Source organism: Kitasatospora sp. NPDC051702, assembly GCF_040681575.1.
Classification (GTDB): Bacteria; Actinomycetota; Actinomycetes; order Streptomycetales; family Streptomycetaceae; genus Kitasatospora.
In genome coordinates, this window is record NZ_JBFAZB010000009.1 from 175,373 (window position 1) to 189,985 (window position 14,613).

At 73.2% G+C, this 14,613-nt stretch carries 13 protein-coding genes; 10 read left to right on the forward strand and 3 right to left on the reverse strand.

The annotated features are described in order from the left end of the window. The first annotated feature begins 582 nt into the window (after nucleotides 1-582). From AB0N04_RS11220 to AB0N04_RS11230, 3 genes are all read left to right on the forward strand, one after another. Nucleotides 583-1,749, forward strand: a complete 1,167-nt coding sequence (locus AB0N04_RS11220; protein ID WP_360213493.1) for an exonuclease SbcCD subunit D C-terminal domain-containing protein — start codon at nucleotides 583-585, stop codon at nucleotides 1,747-1,749. Beyond that, on the forward strand, nucleotides 1,749-4,754 hold the full coding sequence (locus AB0N04_RS11225; RefSeq protein WP_360213419.1) for an SMC family ATPase: 3,006 nt from the start codon (nucleotides 1,749-1,751) through the stop codon (nucleotides 4,752-4,754). Before AB0N04_RS11220 ends, AB0N04_RS11225 begins: the two co-directional genes overlap by 1 nt. 166 nt (nucleotides 4,755-4,920) lie before the next feature. Beyond that, nucleotides 4,921-5,148: a hypothetical protein gene (locus tag AB0N04_RS11230; RefSeq protein ID WP_360213417.1), complete on the forward strand. Its 228-nt coding sequence runs from the start codon at nucleotides 4,921-4,923 to the stop codon at nucleotides 5,146-5,148. 17 nt (nucleotides 5,149-5,165) lie between these two features. Here the strand turns inward: AB0N04_RS11230 and AB0N04_RS11235 are convergent, their stop codons facing one another. Then, on the reverse strand, nucleotides 5,166-5,699 hold the full coding sequence (locus tag AB0N04_RS11235) for a hypothetical protein (RefSeq protein ID WP_360213415.1): 534 nt from the start codon (nucleotides 5,697-5,699) through the stop codon (nucleotides 5,166-5,168). Nucleotides 5,700-6,490: 791 nt separating this feature from the next. On the opposite strand from AB0N04_RS11235, the gene AB0N04_RS11240 reads away from it, so the two are divergent. The 5 genes from AB0N04_RS11240 (at nucleotide 6,491) to AB0N04_RS11260 (ending at nucleotide 12,570) form a co-directional block, all read left to right on the forward strand. Next, the gene (locus AB0N04_RS11240) at nucleotides 6,491-6,820 is read left to right on the forward strand and encodes a helix-turn-helix transcriptional regulator (protein ID WP_360213413.1); all 330 of its coding nucleotides are present in this window, start codon (nucleotides 6,491-6,493) and stop codon (nucleotides 6,818-6,820) included. A 7-nt stretch (nucleotides 6,821-6,827) separates the two neighbouring features. Next, entirely contained in the window at nucleotides 6,828-9,041 is a 2,214-nt protein-coding gene (locus AB0N04_RS11245; RefSeq protein ID WP_360213411.1) for a hypothetical protein, read from the forward strand. Then, nucleotides 9,038-9,745, forward strand: a complete 708-nt coding sequence (locus tag AB0N04_RS11250) for a helix-turn-helix domain containing protein (RefSeq protein WP_360213409.1) — start codon at nucleotides 9,038-9,040, stop codon at nucleotides 9,743-9,745. Before AB0N04_RS11245 ends, AB0N04_RS11250 begins: the two co-directional genes overlap by 4 nt. 119 nt (nucleotides 9,746-9,864) lie before the next feature. Beyond that, complete coding sequence (locus tag AB0N04_RS11255) at nucleotides 9,865-12,210, forward strand: Helicase associated domain protein (protein WP_360213407.1); 2,346 nt, start codon at nucleotides 9,865-9,867, stop codon at nucleotides 12,208-12,210. A 66-nt stretch (nucleotides 12,211-12,276) separates the two neighbouring features. Further along, complete coding sequence (locus AB0N04_RS11260) at nucleotides 12,277-12,570, forward strand: hypothetical protein (RefSeq protein ID WP_360213405.1); 294 nt, start codon at nucleotides 12,277-12,279, stop codon at nucleotides 12,568-12,570. A gap of 109 nt (nucleotides 12,571-12,679) precedes the next feature. Here the strand turns inward: AB0N04_RS11260 and AB0N04_RS11265 are convergent, their stop codons facing one another. Next, nucleotides 12,680-12,805, reverse strand: a complete 126-nt coding sequence (locus AB0N04_RS11265) for a hypothetical protein (protein ID WP_360213403.1) — start codon at nucleotides 12,803-12,805, stop codon at nucleotides 12,680-12,682. A 24-nt stretch (nucleotides 12,806-12,829) separates the two neighbouring features. On the opposite strand from AB0N04_RS11265, the gene AB0N04_RS11270 reads away from it, so the two are divergent. Then, nucleotides 12,830-13,681 (forward strand): hypothetical protein, encoded by an 852-nt coding sequence (locus AB0N04_RS11270; protein ID WP_360213401.1) that lies wholly within the window; start codon nucleotides 12,830-12,832, stop codon nucleotides 13,679-13,681. A gap of 33 nt (nucleotides 13,682-13,714) precedes the next feature. On the opposite strand, the gene AB0N04_RS11275 is transcribed toward AB0N04_RS11270, so the two are convergent. After that, nucleotides 13,715-14,116 (reverse strand): hypothetical protein, encoded by a 402-nt coding sequence (locus tag AB0N04_RS11275; protein WP_360213399.1) that lies wholly within the window; start codon nucleotides 14,114-14,116, stop codon nucleotides 13,715-13,717. Between the two features lie 133 nt (nucleotides 14,117-14,249). Here AB0N04_RS11275 and AB0N04_RS11280 point away from each other — a divergent pair, with 133 nt between their 5' ends. Then, the gene (locus tag AB0N04_RS11280; RefSeq protein ID WP_360213397.1) at nucleotides 14,250-14,375 is read left to right on the forward strand and encodes a hypothetical protein; all 126 of its coding nucleotides are present in this window, start codon (nucleotides 14,250-14,252) and stop codon (nucleotides 14,373-14,375) included. Nucleotides 14,376-14,613 lie beyond the last annotated feature (238 nt).

Here is a 14,613-nt window from a genome sequence, read left to right on the forward strand (position 1 = left end):
CCGCAGTTCCAGCGTCCCGCGATGGCGCGCGGACCGCCAATGGACGCGTCAGGCGGGCGGTCGGGGTGCCGACGGCAGCAGTCGGTCCTCCCCGGACCCGGTACGTCGCGCCGGTACCTACACGCCGGCACTGACATTTCGCGGGGCCCGAGGCCCGCAGAAATCGAACAGATGATCTTCTCCGGCTGTGGTGCGCTCCGGGCCGCACCCCCAGCGGTTCCTCTCGGAGGTCTCGCATACGGCCCTGATCTGCACGAAGGCCCTTTCCCCGGCAGCCCGGCACCGCGTCCTCTCCGCCGTCCGCCGGCAAGAGCATGGTCTCGCTTCCCGCGCCCCGGGCGCCACCGTGCTCACCACCGGCAACCCCTGCACCACCTGTACGGGCGGATACCGCGATGACACCGTGGACAGCGGGGGCGTACTGACTCACACCGCTTCACCGGGGACGACCGCTCGCCACCTGCGGCAATGTCGCTGTGACCGACCTCGTGACAACCGCGCCTCGTAACAACCATGCCTCGTAACAACCATGCCTTGTAACAACCGTGCAGGGAAAAGGAGTTCCTATCGATGCCCGACACCATGCGACTGCTCCACACCTCGGACTGGCACCTGGGTCGGACCTTCTACCGCGAACCGCTCATCGACCACCAACGGGTCTTCCTCGACCACCTGCTGGCCACCGTGCAGGAACGCGAGGTCAACGCGGTCCTCGTCGCCGGCGACGTCTACGACCGTGCCATCCCGGGGCTGGACGCGGTCGCCCTCTACGACCATGCCCTGAACGCCCTGGCCGACCTCGGTGTCCCCGTCGTCATGATCAGCGGCAACCACGACTCACCCCGTCGGCTGGGCGTGGCCTCCCGCCTGATCGAGCGCGCCGGCATCCACCTGCGCACGGACCCGGCCACCTGCCACCTGCCCGCCGTGCTCCACGACGCCCACGGCCCCGTCGCGTTCTACGGCCTGCCCTACCTGGAGCCGGCCATGACCCGCGACGAGCTCGGCGCCGGAGCCCCCACCCACGAAGCCGTCCTCGGCGCGGCGATGGACCGCGTCCGCGCGGACCTCGCCGCCCGGCCGGCGGGCACCCGTGCCGTCGTCCTCGCCCACGCCTTCGTCACCGGCGCCGCGGAAAGCCGTGACAGCGAACGCGACATCACCGCGGGCGGAATCCCGACGGTGCCCGCGTCCGTCTTCCACGGAGTCGACTACGTCGCCCTGGGCCACCTCCACCGTCCTCAGCGGATCACCGACCGCATCCGCTACAGCGGTTCCCCCCTCGCCTACTCCTTCGACGAAGCCCGCTATGCCAAGACCATGTGGATCGTCGACCTCCACCCCGACGCCGCCCCCGCCATCGAGCCCGTGCCCTGCCCCGTACCCCGCCGGCTCGAGACCCTCACCGGCCGTCTGGACGACCTCCTCGGCGACCCGGCCCACGAGGCGCTGCGCGAGGCATGGCTGCACGTCACCCTGACCGACCCGCAACGCCCCGTCCACGCGATGGACCGGTTGCGTGGCCGCTTCCCCCACACCGTCCACCTCGACTTCGCCCCCGAAGGCGGAACCGACACCACCGCCACGTCCTACACCGCCCGCACCCGCCACCGCACCGACATCGAGATCACCCGGGACTTCATCAGCCACGTGAGGGGAGGGCGCGAACCCGACCCCGCCGAGGCAGGCCTGCTGCTGCGAGCCGTGGAGGAAGCCCGGGTCGAGGAAACCGTGAAGGAAACCGCCTGATGCGTCTGCACCGTCTCACCCTTCAGGCCTTCGGCCCGTTCCGCACCCGCGAGAGCGTCGACTTCGACACGCTCCGCCAAGGAGGCCTGTTCCTGGTCCACGGCGCCACCGGAGCCGGCAAGTCCACGGTCTTCGACGCCGTCTGCTTCGCCCTGTACGGGAACGTTCCCGGCAAGCGCCACGCGATGTCGCTGCGCAGCCATCACGCGGATGCCGCCACCGTGACCCAGGTCGAGCTGGAATTCACCATGGCGGGGCGCAGGCTGCGGATCACCCGTACACCCCAGCAGGAGAAGCCGGGCCGTGCCACCGCCCTGTCGGCCACCGCCCACCTGCTGGAACGGCACGCCGACACCGCCTCCGGACAAGAGGTGTGGAAGCCGGTCATCTCCGGGCATCAGGAGACGAACAGCGAGATCAGCGCCTTGCTGGGGATGAGCCGGGACCAGTTCTGCCAGGTCGTGCTGCTGCCCCAGGGGGAGTTCGCCAGGTTCCTGCGGGCCGACGCCACCGAGCGGGGCGCGGTCCTGAGTCGGCTCTTCGGCACCCACCGCTTCACGGCCGTCCAGCGCTGGCTCTCCGACCACGCGAAGGAGACCGGCCGCCTCCGTGACGAGGCCCAGGCGGGGGTGTGGCGCGACGCGGACCGCATCCAGCACGCCGCCGCGGGGGTGGGCATCACCACCACCGCACCCACCCCTTCCCCCGACGCCCCGGACCTCACCCCCGCGCAGACGCTCGAGTGGGCGCACGTACTGAGCACCGCTGCAGGCACGGCCCACCACGATGCGCGGACCGCGCTGTCGACAGCCCGCGACGGGCATTCCGCCGCGACGAGGCACGCGGAGACCGTCCGTGCCCTCGCCGAGCGCCAGCACCGCCACCGCGCTGCGGCCCTGGCACTCGCGGAACTCCGCGCCCAGACGGACCACTTCGGGGCACTGGAGCAGACTCTGGAGCGTGCTCTGCGCGCCGAGCCGGTGCGCGCACTGCTGAGCGCCCTCGACGCCGCCGACCGTGAACACGCCGCGGCCGCCGAAGCACGGGACAAGGCCACGCAGAACCTGCCCGAGCCCCACACCCAGGCCGGCGACGCGGACCTGGCCACTGTCGAGAACCGGCTGGCGAACGACCTCGGACACCTGGACGCCCTGCGGCACGACGAGGAACGAGCCGCCGAGCTGACCACCGCCCTGGCGGCCCTGGACGCGGAACTGGAGCAGGCCGAAGCCGACCAGACGGAGATCGCCGTCCGCCTGCAGCAGGCGGACGAGGAACGCGCCGAGCACACCGCCCGGCTGGAAGCGGCCCAGCACGCCCACGTCGAAGCCGTCCGGCTCGGCGCCACGCTGCCACAGCTCGCACGGCAGCTGGAGGCGGCCCGCCGAAGCGACGCCCTGGCCGGCAAGAGTGCCAAGGCCCGCGCCAAGGCCGAGAAGTTGAAGGAAGCCGCGCTCACGGCCGGACAGCAGGCCAGGGACCTGCTCGACCGGCGCCTCGAAGGCATGGCCGGTGAGCTCGCCGGACAGCTGGAGGCCGACCGACCCTGCCCCGTGTGCGGCTCCCCGACCCACCCCAGGCCCGCCACCACGGGAGAGGGCCACCCCACCCGGGAGGACGCCGCGCAGGCCGACAAGGAATTCCGCAAGGCCGACCGGGCCTGGCAGAAGGCCGAAGTGGACGCCGCGACGTACTCCACGGAAGCCGAGGCGGCCCGAGAACAAGCAGGCGACGCCACGACCGCAGACCTCGAGCAGGCCCACCAGGACGCCGAGCGTACGCACGCCGAACTGCTCGGCGCGGCCGCCGACATCGCACCCGCCGAAGAACAGCTGAGGCTCTTCGACGAACAGCACACCGAGCGCACCAGGGAAGTCGCGGCGCTCGGCAAACGGATCGGCGACTACGTCGGACGGCAGGAAACCCACGCCGGCGAGGCCGAAATCCTCGGCCGACGGCTGAAAGAAGCACTCGACGGGCACCCGAGCGTGGCCGACCGCATCGCCCACCTGACCGGACAGCGGGCAACCGTCACCGCCGCCCGCACCGCGATCCGGCATGCCGACACCGCGGCGGTCAATCTCGCCCGGGCCCGCAGGGGCGCCGAGGAACAGGCCACCGACGCCGGTTTCGACACGCTCCCTGACGTTCGGGCGGCACTGGTCCCGCGGGAAAGGACCGACCACATGGCGGAGGAGCTCGCCGCGTGGCGCACCGAGCAGGCCACCCGGGCGGCCACGCTGACGGACCCGGCCGTCGCGGCGGCCGCGCAGGAGGACCCGGCGGACCCACAGGCCGCCGACACGGCCCTGGCCGGGGCCACCGAAACCCTGGCCACCGCCACCGCGGCCGAGACCGCGACCCGTGCCTGCCGCGAAGCCCTGGCCTCACACCTCGACGACCTCACCGCGCACACCACCCGTCTGGGCCCGCTGGTCGAGGAGCACGCGCGCGCCAAGCACCTGGCCGAACTCGCGGCCGGGACCTCCACCGACAACCAACTGCGCATGCACCTGGAGGCCTACGTCCTCGCCGCCCGGCTCGAGGACGTCGCACGCGCCGCCAACACCCGCCTGAAGCGGATGTCCCTGGGCCGCTACCAGCTCTCCCACACCGACACCCGCTCCGGCAGGGGCCGCTCGGGCCTGGGCCTGGAAATCCTGGACCAGTGGACCGGCCAGACCCGCGACACCAAGACCCTCTCGGGAGGGGAGTCGTTCTTCGCCTCCCTGGCCCTGGCCCTCGGCCTCGCCGACATCGTCGCCCACGAGGCCGGCGGCAGCCGGCTGGACACCCTCTTCATCGACGAGGGCTTCGGCAGCCTCGACGAGGACACCCTGGACGAGGTCCTCCAGGTCCTCGACGAACTGCGCTCCCACAGCCGGGCCGTCGGAGTTGTCAGCCACGTCGCGGACCTGCGCCGCCGCATTCCCACACAGATGCACGTGCGCAAGCACGAGAACGGCTCGACCATCAGGGCCCTGGAGTGCGCACCGGCCCACTGACGCGACCCGCGGCAGGCGACACCCACGACGGAGAACCCGTCCCGGCGTCGCCTGCCGCGCAGCCGGCGCCGCTCGGCAGCCCGCGCACCCCGATCCCCGCATGTGCGCTGCAATGTGCGATCCAGGGCGACTTTCAAGCTGTGGCGTGCAGCGTGGAGGTGAGGTTGTGACTGACGACCTGTTCGCGTCGATCGACGCGTTGCCGGCGCGGCCGCGTCCGGTGGACGACCTGCCCGTGCCGGCGGAGCGGGAGCGGCTGCGCAAGCTGGGGGAGTACACCCAGGAGACGCGCCGCCCCCGGCCCGTCACCACACGGCTGCCAGGGCACTCCGCCGTGGGACCGGACGCTGCACGCGACGCTCTACTCGGCGAAGGGGCGGCGGGTGCGACCTGACAGGGAAGGGCTTCCTGCTACCGGGCCGGGACTCCGGGGGCGACGCCGGGGGCACTCGACCTGCGCACCTTGACCTTGGTCTTGGTCAGCCGCGTGAGCGCGGCCGTGACGTCGGCGGCCTGAGCGTCGGTGAAGGCCGTCTTGAGGATGGTCGCGGACACGGGGGCTCCGCTCGGCCTCTTCACCAGGACCGACCAGGCCAGGGGAGTGTCCGTGGCTCGGGTGACCGACGTCCACGGGAACCTCAGCTCCCCGGACGCCGTACGGATGACGGCCTCCTGATCGGTCATCGCGACCGATGTGGGACCCGCCTGGCGCTGGGCGGCACGAGCAGCGAGCTTCTTGGCAACCACTGCGATGTTCTGGACCTGGATCAGGCAGGCGATGAGCGCGGCGACCGCGAAGAGGACACCGCCCGCTGCGAGGCAGAGCAGCGAGAGCAGCAACCAGGCGCCGGCGACCGCCCAGCGCACAGCCGGTGCGGGGAAGTTGGCTCTCACCGCGGCGGCGAGCTCCTCAGGTGCTGCGTCGTACTCCACCTGGACGTTCACGTTCGTTCCTTTGTTCGCGAGGGCACATCATGGCTGGGACACCGAACCCGGCACAAACGCGATGCGGCAGCCCCGGATGGGACGCCTACGACCTGTGTCGGAGGGCCCGCGAGACGAAGGCGCGCCAGGACACCGGGAGCCGATGCGGACCCTGGCCCGGGCCGACTGCGGCCAGGTCCCGAAGGAGGAGACCACCTGGGAGTACCGCCCAGGTCGGCCGGTCTCCCGCCCATGAGCAGGCCGCATCCTGGCCTGCACCCGCTCCGTCCGTCCTGCCGTCATCCGGCTCTGCCGCGTCGGCTGCCCTGGTGCTGCGCTGCCGCGCCCGGGACGGCCGCCGAGCGGGCCTGCGTGGTCGAACGTGCCGTTGGTCAGCCTGGTCAGACGCTCCGGGATGTGTGGGGTGCGGGCGCGGTGGAACCCGAGCTTCGGTGACCAGCAGCAGGGGTTGGTCTTGAAGGGGCCGGCGGAACTCGGGCTCGTCCTCCGGTCCGTCGCGCGACCAGCGGCGGTCATCCCAGCCCTTGTCTAGGGGGCTGGCAGGTGCGCCCGCGGTACGCGGGATAGCGGCCGTCGGGCCCGGTGCGGAGGTGGGGGCGGTCGTCGTCACGCCCTGCGAATGCCGCCCCGCCCCGCCCGGACACGGGAACGGCGCCGAAGCCAGTGGTCATGGTCCTGCCCGGCCGGGCACTGTGAGCTCGTTGTGTGGTCACAAATGCGATGTTTATGCGATGAATAATGTTGCATTTAGAGAGTTCTTCTGCGATATCTTCTTTGCTGGGAGGTATGTGATGTCTGAGATTTTCGCGGCGGTGGACGCGCTGCTGGCCAAGGCCCGGGACGGCGGGGACCTGCCGGAACCGGTCGAGCGGGAACGGCTGCGCAAGGCCGCCGGCCTGACGCAGGTCGAGGTGGCCGCGGCTCTGGACACCCGGCGGGAGACGTTCGCGAAGTGGGAGGCCGGGACGGCGCAGCCGCGGGCGCCGAGGCGGGGCGCGTACGCCTTCCTGCTCGCGGGCCTGGCCGAGATCCACGGCGTCCAGGGCCCGGACGGCTGGCTCACCCTCGCCCGCCAGGCCCGTCCCCTCGAGGCCGGCACCGAGACCACGGAAGGGAAGTGACACCCTGATGGACCGCAAGACGTACACCGCCGAGCTCGCCGGTCTGCGCGAGCTGCGCACCGAGATCACGGCCGCGGAGAAGGCGGTCGCTGCCGCGCAGAGGGAGCTGGACAAGCTCAACCAGCAGCGTGCGCGCCGGGTGGCCGGGCTGGCGGGGTACGAGGGCGCCCAGGCGCCGGCCATCGCGAAGGCCTCCGGGCTGTCAGTCGGTGACGTCGTGCGGATCGCGCCGCTGCTGGACCCGACCCCGGCCGCCGTCCGCGCCCCCAAGGCCGATGACCAGGCCGCCGCCGCCGCTGCGCCCGTCGAGGCGCCGAAGGCCGCGCCGGTCGCCGAGCCCGCCGTCGCGGTCGCCCCGGCGCTGACCCGCCCGGCCCCCGTCGTTGAGCAGCAGGCCCCGGCCGTCGAGGCGCCGACCGAGGTCGAGGACCAGGCCGCCGCCGTCGAGCAGCCTGTCCCGGCCGCGCCCGCCGCTGCGCCGGTCGTCCCGACGGCTCCGGTCGCTCCGGTCGCTGCCGGGCCGCGCGAGCTGCCCACCCTCCCGGAGGGCCCGGCCGGTGCCCGGTTCGAGGCCGTCACCACGGGCCTGGTGTCCAAGCGCCCGAACTTCACGCAGCAGGCCCGCGCCACGGTGTTCCTGGACGCGGCGACCGGCGACCTGGCGGTGCGCGACCGCGTGGTGCGCCTCGACCTCGGCGCCCGTACGCCGGGCGAGATCCTGGACGCCGTCCTGCACACCGCGCCCGGCACCGAGCGGATCTACATCACCGCGGGTGCCCCATGGCACGACGGTGCCGAGCGCTACTCCACGCTCAAGGACGCCGTGGCGGCCTGGCTGAACACCTCCAGCGAGCGGTGGACCACCGCGGTCGGCTCGGGCCGGGACAAGCTGGCCGGTCACTTCGTGCACCAGCGCCAGCCGGTCGGCCGCTACGCCCCCGCCGCGTCCCCGGAGGGGCCGGTGACGGAGGTCCGGTCGATGGGGGAGTGGTTCGACCCGGACGGCGCGGACGTGGTGACCTGCCGTCAGGCGTTCACGCTGTTGTGGCAGGCGCTGCGGCGGCACTGGGACGACGCGGTGCTGATGGGCTCGCCGTCGCAGACTGGCCGGGACCTGTGGTCGCGCACCATCCCCACCACGGGTAAGTGGGCGGGCGGCTACCCGGTCCTCTCGGAGGAGCTGCGCGGGCTGCTGCACGCGACCGGCGGGCAGGGCCGCACGGAGCTGCTCATGCCGCCGCGGGTGCCGGAGCAGCTCCCGGCGCTGGTGGAGTACGACCGCACCTTCGCCTACGCGAAGCACCTGTGGAAGTCTCCGGTCGGCACCCCGCGCCGGATCACCGCCGCCGCGTTCGCCGCGATGACCGAGGCGGAGCAGGTCAAGGCCTTGATGTCCTGCTCGCACTGGAACGTGCGCGTGACCGTCCCGGCGGGCTGGAACCACGTCGGCCTGCTCCCGGCCCCCGTCACCGGTGACCGCGCCTGGATCTACCCGTCCGAGCCGGGCACCACGTTCACCACCTGGGCTGGCGGCGCCGAGGTCCACCTCGCCCTGTCGAACCACCTCGCCCCGTGGAAGGTCGAGATCCTCGGCGGCCTGCTGTTCGAGGACGGCAAGCCGCTCGACGAGTGGGGCAAGCGCCTCAAGGCCGCCTGGGCCGACCTGACCAACCTCTCCCGGATCCACGGCGATGAGCGGCAGCGCACCGCCGCCTACCTCGCCAGCCGTGCCGTTCGCTCCGTGCTGCTGTTCGGCCTCGGCGGCTTCGCCCAGCGCCCGCGCCTGGTCTCCGGCACCACCCCGCTCGGCGAGGCCCTCCCGGCCGGGGTCGAGATCCTCGGCCAGGACGGCGAGGTGGTCACCTGGCAGCGGCAGGCCGGCTTCTCCCGCGACCCGTACGCGCACCCGGAGTGGGCCGCGTACGTGTGGTCGGGGGCGCGGGCGGCGCTGCTGGACATGAAGTACCGCCAGGGCAAGGAGGTCATCGGCTACGCCGGGGCCCTCCACGCGAAGCCCGGCACTGTCGTGTACTTCGGCACGGACGGCATCGCCCTGACCGAGCGCCAGCCCTGGCCCTACCGGGGCGAGCCGGGCGACTACCTCCTCAAGGGCCACCTCACCGGCCCCATCCAGCACCCCACCACCCAGGAGCAGTACCTCAAGCTGCGCGGCCTGGGCCGCACCGAACTCGCCGCCACCGAGAAGGGAGCTGACCAGTGAGCCCGGCCGACCCGAACAACCCGAACGAGGCCGCGCGCCTGACCCAGGAGCTGATCGACCAGGGCTACACCAAGCGCCAGGTTGCCAAGATGCTCGGCCGCGACGCCTCGCTCGTCTCCCAGTTCTTCACCAAGGGCAAGGGAGCGGCGTTCGTCGGCGCGCTGCGCCAGGTCGTCCGCGCGGTGCGCGGCGGCGAGCGCGACACCGAGGCGCTGTCCGGCATCGCCGAGGCGAACACCAAGCGCCGCACCACCAAGACGGGCCAGAAGGCCCGGACGCGGCAGAAGGACGTCGTCGGCAAGCCCGGCGAGTCGATGGCCGGCCGCGCAGGGAAGCAGGCCATCAAGTCCGGCGCGAGCCACCTCGCCCCGGTGGTGCACGAGACCGGCCAGGCCGGCGGCCGCCTGGCCTTCACGGTCCGGATGAAGGCCAACCAGTACGTCTACAGCGCGGGCTCGGAGAAGGACTCCGGCGGCGTCCGGCGCGGGTTCATCCCCCGCGCGGACGGCACCGAGGAGCGCACCTACGGCTCCGCCTCCACCGGCGGTTTCGACGCCGCCGAGTGGTCCCAGCGGGTCGCGGACCACCACGGCGACGTCACCGAGGCGATGCGGGAGTGGCTGGTGGAGACCGGCCGCGCCGTCGAGGACGCCGACATCGCCTACCTCGAGGTAAGAGGTTGGATCCCCGAGGACCAGCAGTAGGTCCGGCCGGCCTCTCCCCATCCATGACCTGGCCCCGGGGAGAGGCCGCCCGCACGGACCCTCCCACAGCACCGCCCGCGCCGCCCCGCCGTCTCAGCATCCGAAGGAGAAGCACCGCCGTGGAGACCACCACCGCCACCGAGGCCGACGCGCCGGCCGCGTTCCGCGCCGCAGCCGCTCAGCCGGTCCCCGCGCAGCCGACCGGGGCGCTCAACCCCTTGCCACTGCACTGGTTCCAGAAGGACGCGGTGGCGGCCGCAGTGCGCGAGGTGAAGGACGGCGGCCGCGCCACCGTCGTCGCCGCGACCGGCTCCGGCAAGACCCTCATCGCGGCCGGCTGCGCCCGGCGCCTGGCCGCGAAGGGCCGGGTGCTGGTGCTGGTCCCGACGATCGAGCTGCTGGAGCAGACCGCCGAGGCCTGGTCGCTGCGAGGCGGCCGCCGGGGGCTGGCCGTGGCGGCGTGCTCGCGCGAGGAGGCGTTGGAGAGCGCAGAGGCCGGCGGCCGGATCCACGCCGAGGTGACCACGCAGGCGGCCCGGCTTACCGACCTGGTCAACGGCGCACCCGACAACCAGCCGGTCACCGTGTACGCCACGTACGCCTCGCTGGAGCGCATCGTCCAGGCCCACCAGGGCTGGGGCCTGGCCCAGTGGGACCTCGTGATCATCGACGAGGCCCACCGAACCGCAGGCGCCGAGGGGAAGGCGTGGGCCGCGGTCCACAACGACGCGCAGGTCCCGGCGAAGCGCCGGCTGTACTTCACCGCCACGCCCAGGATCGCCGACGACCGGCGGGCGAAAGACGGCCTGGCCGACCTCGTCGACGCAGACGGCCAGGCGCTGCCCGTGCTCTGCTCCATGGACGACGAGGAGATCTACGGCAAGGTCTGCTTCACCTGGACGCTCGGGCAGGGGATCGAGCACGGCTACCTCGCCGACTACCGAGCGCTCGTGCCGGTGGTCACCGACGAGGACCTGCGCGAACTCCTCAACCTCCCGGCCGTCGCCGACCTGCGCTCCCAGCGCAGCAACGAGGAACTGCTGCGCCTGGCCCTCCAGGTCGCGGTGCTGCGCGCGGTCGCCGACCTCGGCCTGCGCCGCGTGATCACCTTCCACTCCCGGGTCACGGCGGCGCGGGAGTTCGCCGGCAGCCTGCTGGAGACCTCGGAACTGCTGCCGGACGCGGAGCGGCCGGAACGGCTGACAGCGCTCGCCGTGGCCGGTAGCGACCGCCTCAAAGACCGCCGCGCCGCGTTCACCGAGTTCAAGGCCCACACCGGCGAGGACGGCGAGGAGTGCTGCATCCTGTGCAACAGCCGACTCCTGACAGAAGGAATCGACGTCGCCGCCGTGGACGCGATCGTCTTCGCGGACCCCAAGTCCTCGGTCATCGACATCGTCCAGGCCGTCGGGCGGGCGCTGCGCCAGTCCTACCGGCAGGGCAAGGTGTCCTGGGTCATCATCCCGGTCTACCTGCCCACCCCCGAGGTCGGCGACGACACAGCGGCCGCGGAACCGTCCGAGGTCCACGACGCCGGCGAGGCCGTGAAGGCCGAGGCCGACGCCGAGATCGAAGCGTCCTCCTTCCGCACCATCTGGCGGGTCCTGCGCGCCCTCGCGGCCCACGACGCCCGGGTGGTCGGCCGGATCACCGAGCTGCGCGCCTCCCGCTCGCAGGGCACCACGCACACCACTGCAGCCAAGCCGGCCGAGGGCGAGGCGGCCGCGGCCGGGGAAGGCGAGCAGCAGCCGGCCCCGGTGGAGTCGCCGATCGAGTGGCTGCGGATCAACGCGAAGCAGCACGCGGCGCGGATTCTCCAGACCGTCAAGCTGCGGGCGTTCAACCCGCGCGCGGTGGAGTGGCAGCGGATGCACGCCGTCGCGGCGGTCTTCCACCTTCAGCACGGCCACCTCGACCCCACCGACAAGGACAAGCACGGCGAGCTGATCTCCTGGCTCACCCGCCAGCGCCACCTGAACGGCCAGGGCCTGCTCGACCCGGCCCGGGTCTCCGAGCTGGACGCGCTCGGCATGATCTGGTCGAAGAACGCCAACGCCTGGGAGCGCGGCTACGCCTACGCCGCCGCGTTCCACCACCAGCACGGCCACCTCGCGATCCCGGCCACCGCGAAGCTCGACGACTACGCGGTGGGCGCGTGGATGCGCCGCCAGCGCAAGGCCGACAACCTCACCAACGACCAGGTCGCCAAGCTCGACGCGCTGGACGAGCTGTGGCGCCTGGAACCGGACTGGAACCGCTCCTACCGCCGCCTGCTCGCCTACCTCGCCGCCGGCGGAACCCTCGATGGCCCCGCCAACCGCACCGGCCTGGGCGACGACCCGGCCTTCCGCCCCGGTACCTGGCTGCGCAAGCAGGACAAGGCCCGTACCGAGGGCAAGCTGACCGACCACCAGACCGCGCTCCTGGACGCCCTCACCCGGCACACCGAGACCGTCGCCGGCTGACCCGCACCGCACACCCCGCCGTCTCGGCCCAGCCAGGCCGGGACGGCCACCTCCCGGAGGAGACGAGTGACCATCCTGGCCAGCCAGGCACCCGCACAGCACCCCACGGCCAACCCGGGGCCGACCGGCTCCCCGCGGGTGCTGGTCCTGGACCCCAGTGCCATCGCCGACCCGGTGGAGCGCGAGCAGGCGTTCGTGCAGCTGCTCCGCTACCAGGCCCAGGTCCGCACCAGCCACGTGCGCCTGGAGGAGGGGGACCGGGTGGAACTGCTGGAGCCGGTGCACGCGACGTGGATCGACCCGCGAACGGGGAAGGGGCCCGGATCCACGGCGGATCTCGGCCCCTTCGTCGTGGGGTGACAGCGGTGGGCCCACCAACACCACCAGCAGGGAGAAGGGCCGGCAGCCGAAGATCCGCCAGGACGGGGTGAGCCGCTGGAAGCTGCCGAGTCGGGGGAACTCGTTGAAGTCACCGAGCAGGTAGGCGTGCGCCGAGCACGCCCTGGACGTCGCCGCCACCGCCGGCCTCCTCGCCCGCGCCGGCTTCGGCCACCTGGCCGCGTTCACGACGGAGGTCGAGCACCCGGTCCCGCACCGCCGCTCCCTGTTCACCGACCTGGTGCTGCGCGACCCGGGCGCGAAGGTGCCGGTGCTCCTGGTCGAGGTCGACCGCGAGAACGAGGGCGTCGGCACGCTCGTGGAGAAGCTCGTCTCCTACCGGGCCTGGTGCGAGCTTCCGGCGAAGGGCACGGCGAAGGCGGCCTTCGAGGCCTCGCTGCGCCGCCCCGGGCACCGGACGCACACCCTGCGGCTGTGGCCGACCCGCTACCCGCCGACCGGCCACGAGGGGCTGCCGCCGGTCGCCCTGGTCCTGGAGGCCGGCCGCAAGCGCGACCAGCCCGGCAAGCGGCTCACCCCGCAGCAGAAGGCGGAGAAGGCCGAGCGGGACCACGAGCGGCTGATCAACCGCATGACCGCGGTCGAGGCCGCCTCCAAGGCCACCTGGCACGCCCCCGCGTACGGCGGCGACGCCGTCCACGCCCGCAACCATCACCGCGCCCTGCCCGTCGTGGCCACCACCTTGGCGCTGCTGCGCCGCCACGGGGCCGGCGGTCCGGTCTGGTGGCGGTTCGGCCGGGACGGCTGGCACACCCTGACCGAGGCGCTGGCGAACCCGGACGGCGACGAGCTGCTGGCCGTCGAGCGGGCGGAGGCGGATCGGGCCCGCCGGGTGCGGGAGGCAGCGGAGCGGGAACGGCGCCGTCCGGCCTGCCGCCGCTGCTCGGCTCCGTTCTCGGACGAGCGGTGGGCCGAGAAGGAGCGGGGCTGGGGCGACGACGGGCTGTGCGCCGGCTGCCGCCAAGCCGACGCCGACCAGGCGGAGCGGGAGGCCGCCGAGCGTGACCGGGCCGCCGCCGAAGCCGCGGCCGCCGAGGCGAAGCGCACCGGTACCTGGTGGCGCCGCGCCTGACCCACCCTCACCCGCCAGGGACGGCCGGGGAGGTCACCACCGGCGGCTGGGCTTCGGGCGCTGGCCGCCGCCGTGGTGGTGGCGCAGCACCACCTCGGCCACGTGGACCCAGGCCCGCTCGATCCGGTCCTCCTCCCTCAGGGCGGCCTCGCGGGTCCTCTCGCTCAGCCCCGCCTCGCCGACCACCGCGGCCAGCTCGGTGTGCAGATCGCCGACCATCTCGTCCCAGCGGGCCAGGGCCCGCAGCGCGGCCCGCACCCGGGAGGTGACCGCGTGGGCCGGGTCGGTGCCGGCCGCCACGGCCTCGGCGGCCGCGCCGCGCAGCTCAGCGACCGTCAGGTTCTCCAGCCCGGCCCGCCACTGCTCGGTGCGCACCGCGTGGGTGGCCAACAGGACGGCCTGCTGGACGAGCTGGTTGGTCGAGGTGCTCGGCACGGGCGTGGACTGGTCTGGGCGGGGAGTCGGCACGGGCAGGCGCCCCGCCAGCGCGCCACCGGGGCCCAGTGCCCTGCGCTGCTGACCGCTCACCTTCCCCACACCGCGCCAACGAGCAGCCGGCCCGCCGGACATGGGCCGGGCCGGCACCGAAGCGCGGCAGGGCGCCGGTGTGGGTGGCGCCGAGGGCAAGCTGACCCAGCAGCAGACCGCGCTCCTGGACGCGCTCACCCGGCACGCCGAGACCGTCACCGGCTGACCCGCCCCCGAGCCGCCGTCGCGAGCAGAGGGTCTGTCCATCGGCCGCCGCTAACTCAACCCACCCGAGTTACACCGTGTTCAATGGACAGACCCCCTTCTCGCGCTGCGCCGGAGTCACCTGGGCTCCGCGCTCCTCATGGAGGCTTCGCGAACCCTGCGACCAATCGATGACGTCCATGACCTGCCGTACGCCGCGAACGCGCCGGCGCCCGCGTCCTTGATGAGGACCTGCGGGC

Coding starts and splice junctions, on each gene's coding strand:
- AB0N04_RS11280 (WP_360213397.1), top strand. CDS start 14,250: ATGGGCCGGGCCGGCACCGAAGCGCGGCAGGGCGCCGGTGTGGGTGGC.
- AB0N04_RS11220 (WP_360213493.1), top strand. CDS start 583: ATGCGACTGCTCCACACCTCGGACTGGCACCTGGGTCGGACCTTCTAC.
- AB0N04_RS11225 (WP_360213419.1), top strand. CDS start 1,749: ATGCGTCTGCACCGTCTCACCCTTCAGGCCTTCGGCCCGTTCCGCACC.
- AB0N04_RS11240 (WP_360213413.1), top strand. CDS start 6,491: ATGTCTGAGATTTTCGCGGCGGTGGACGCGCTGCTGGCCAAGGCCCGG.
- AB0N04_RS11245 (WP_360213411.1), top strand. CDS start 6,828: ATGGACCGCAAGACGTACACCGCCGAGCTCGCCGGTCTGCGCGAGCTG.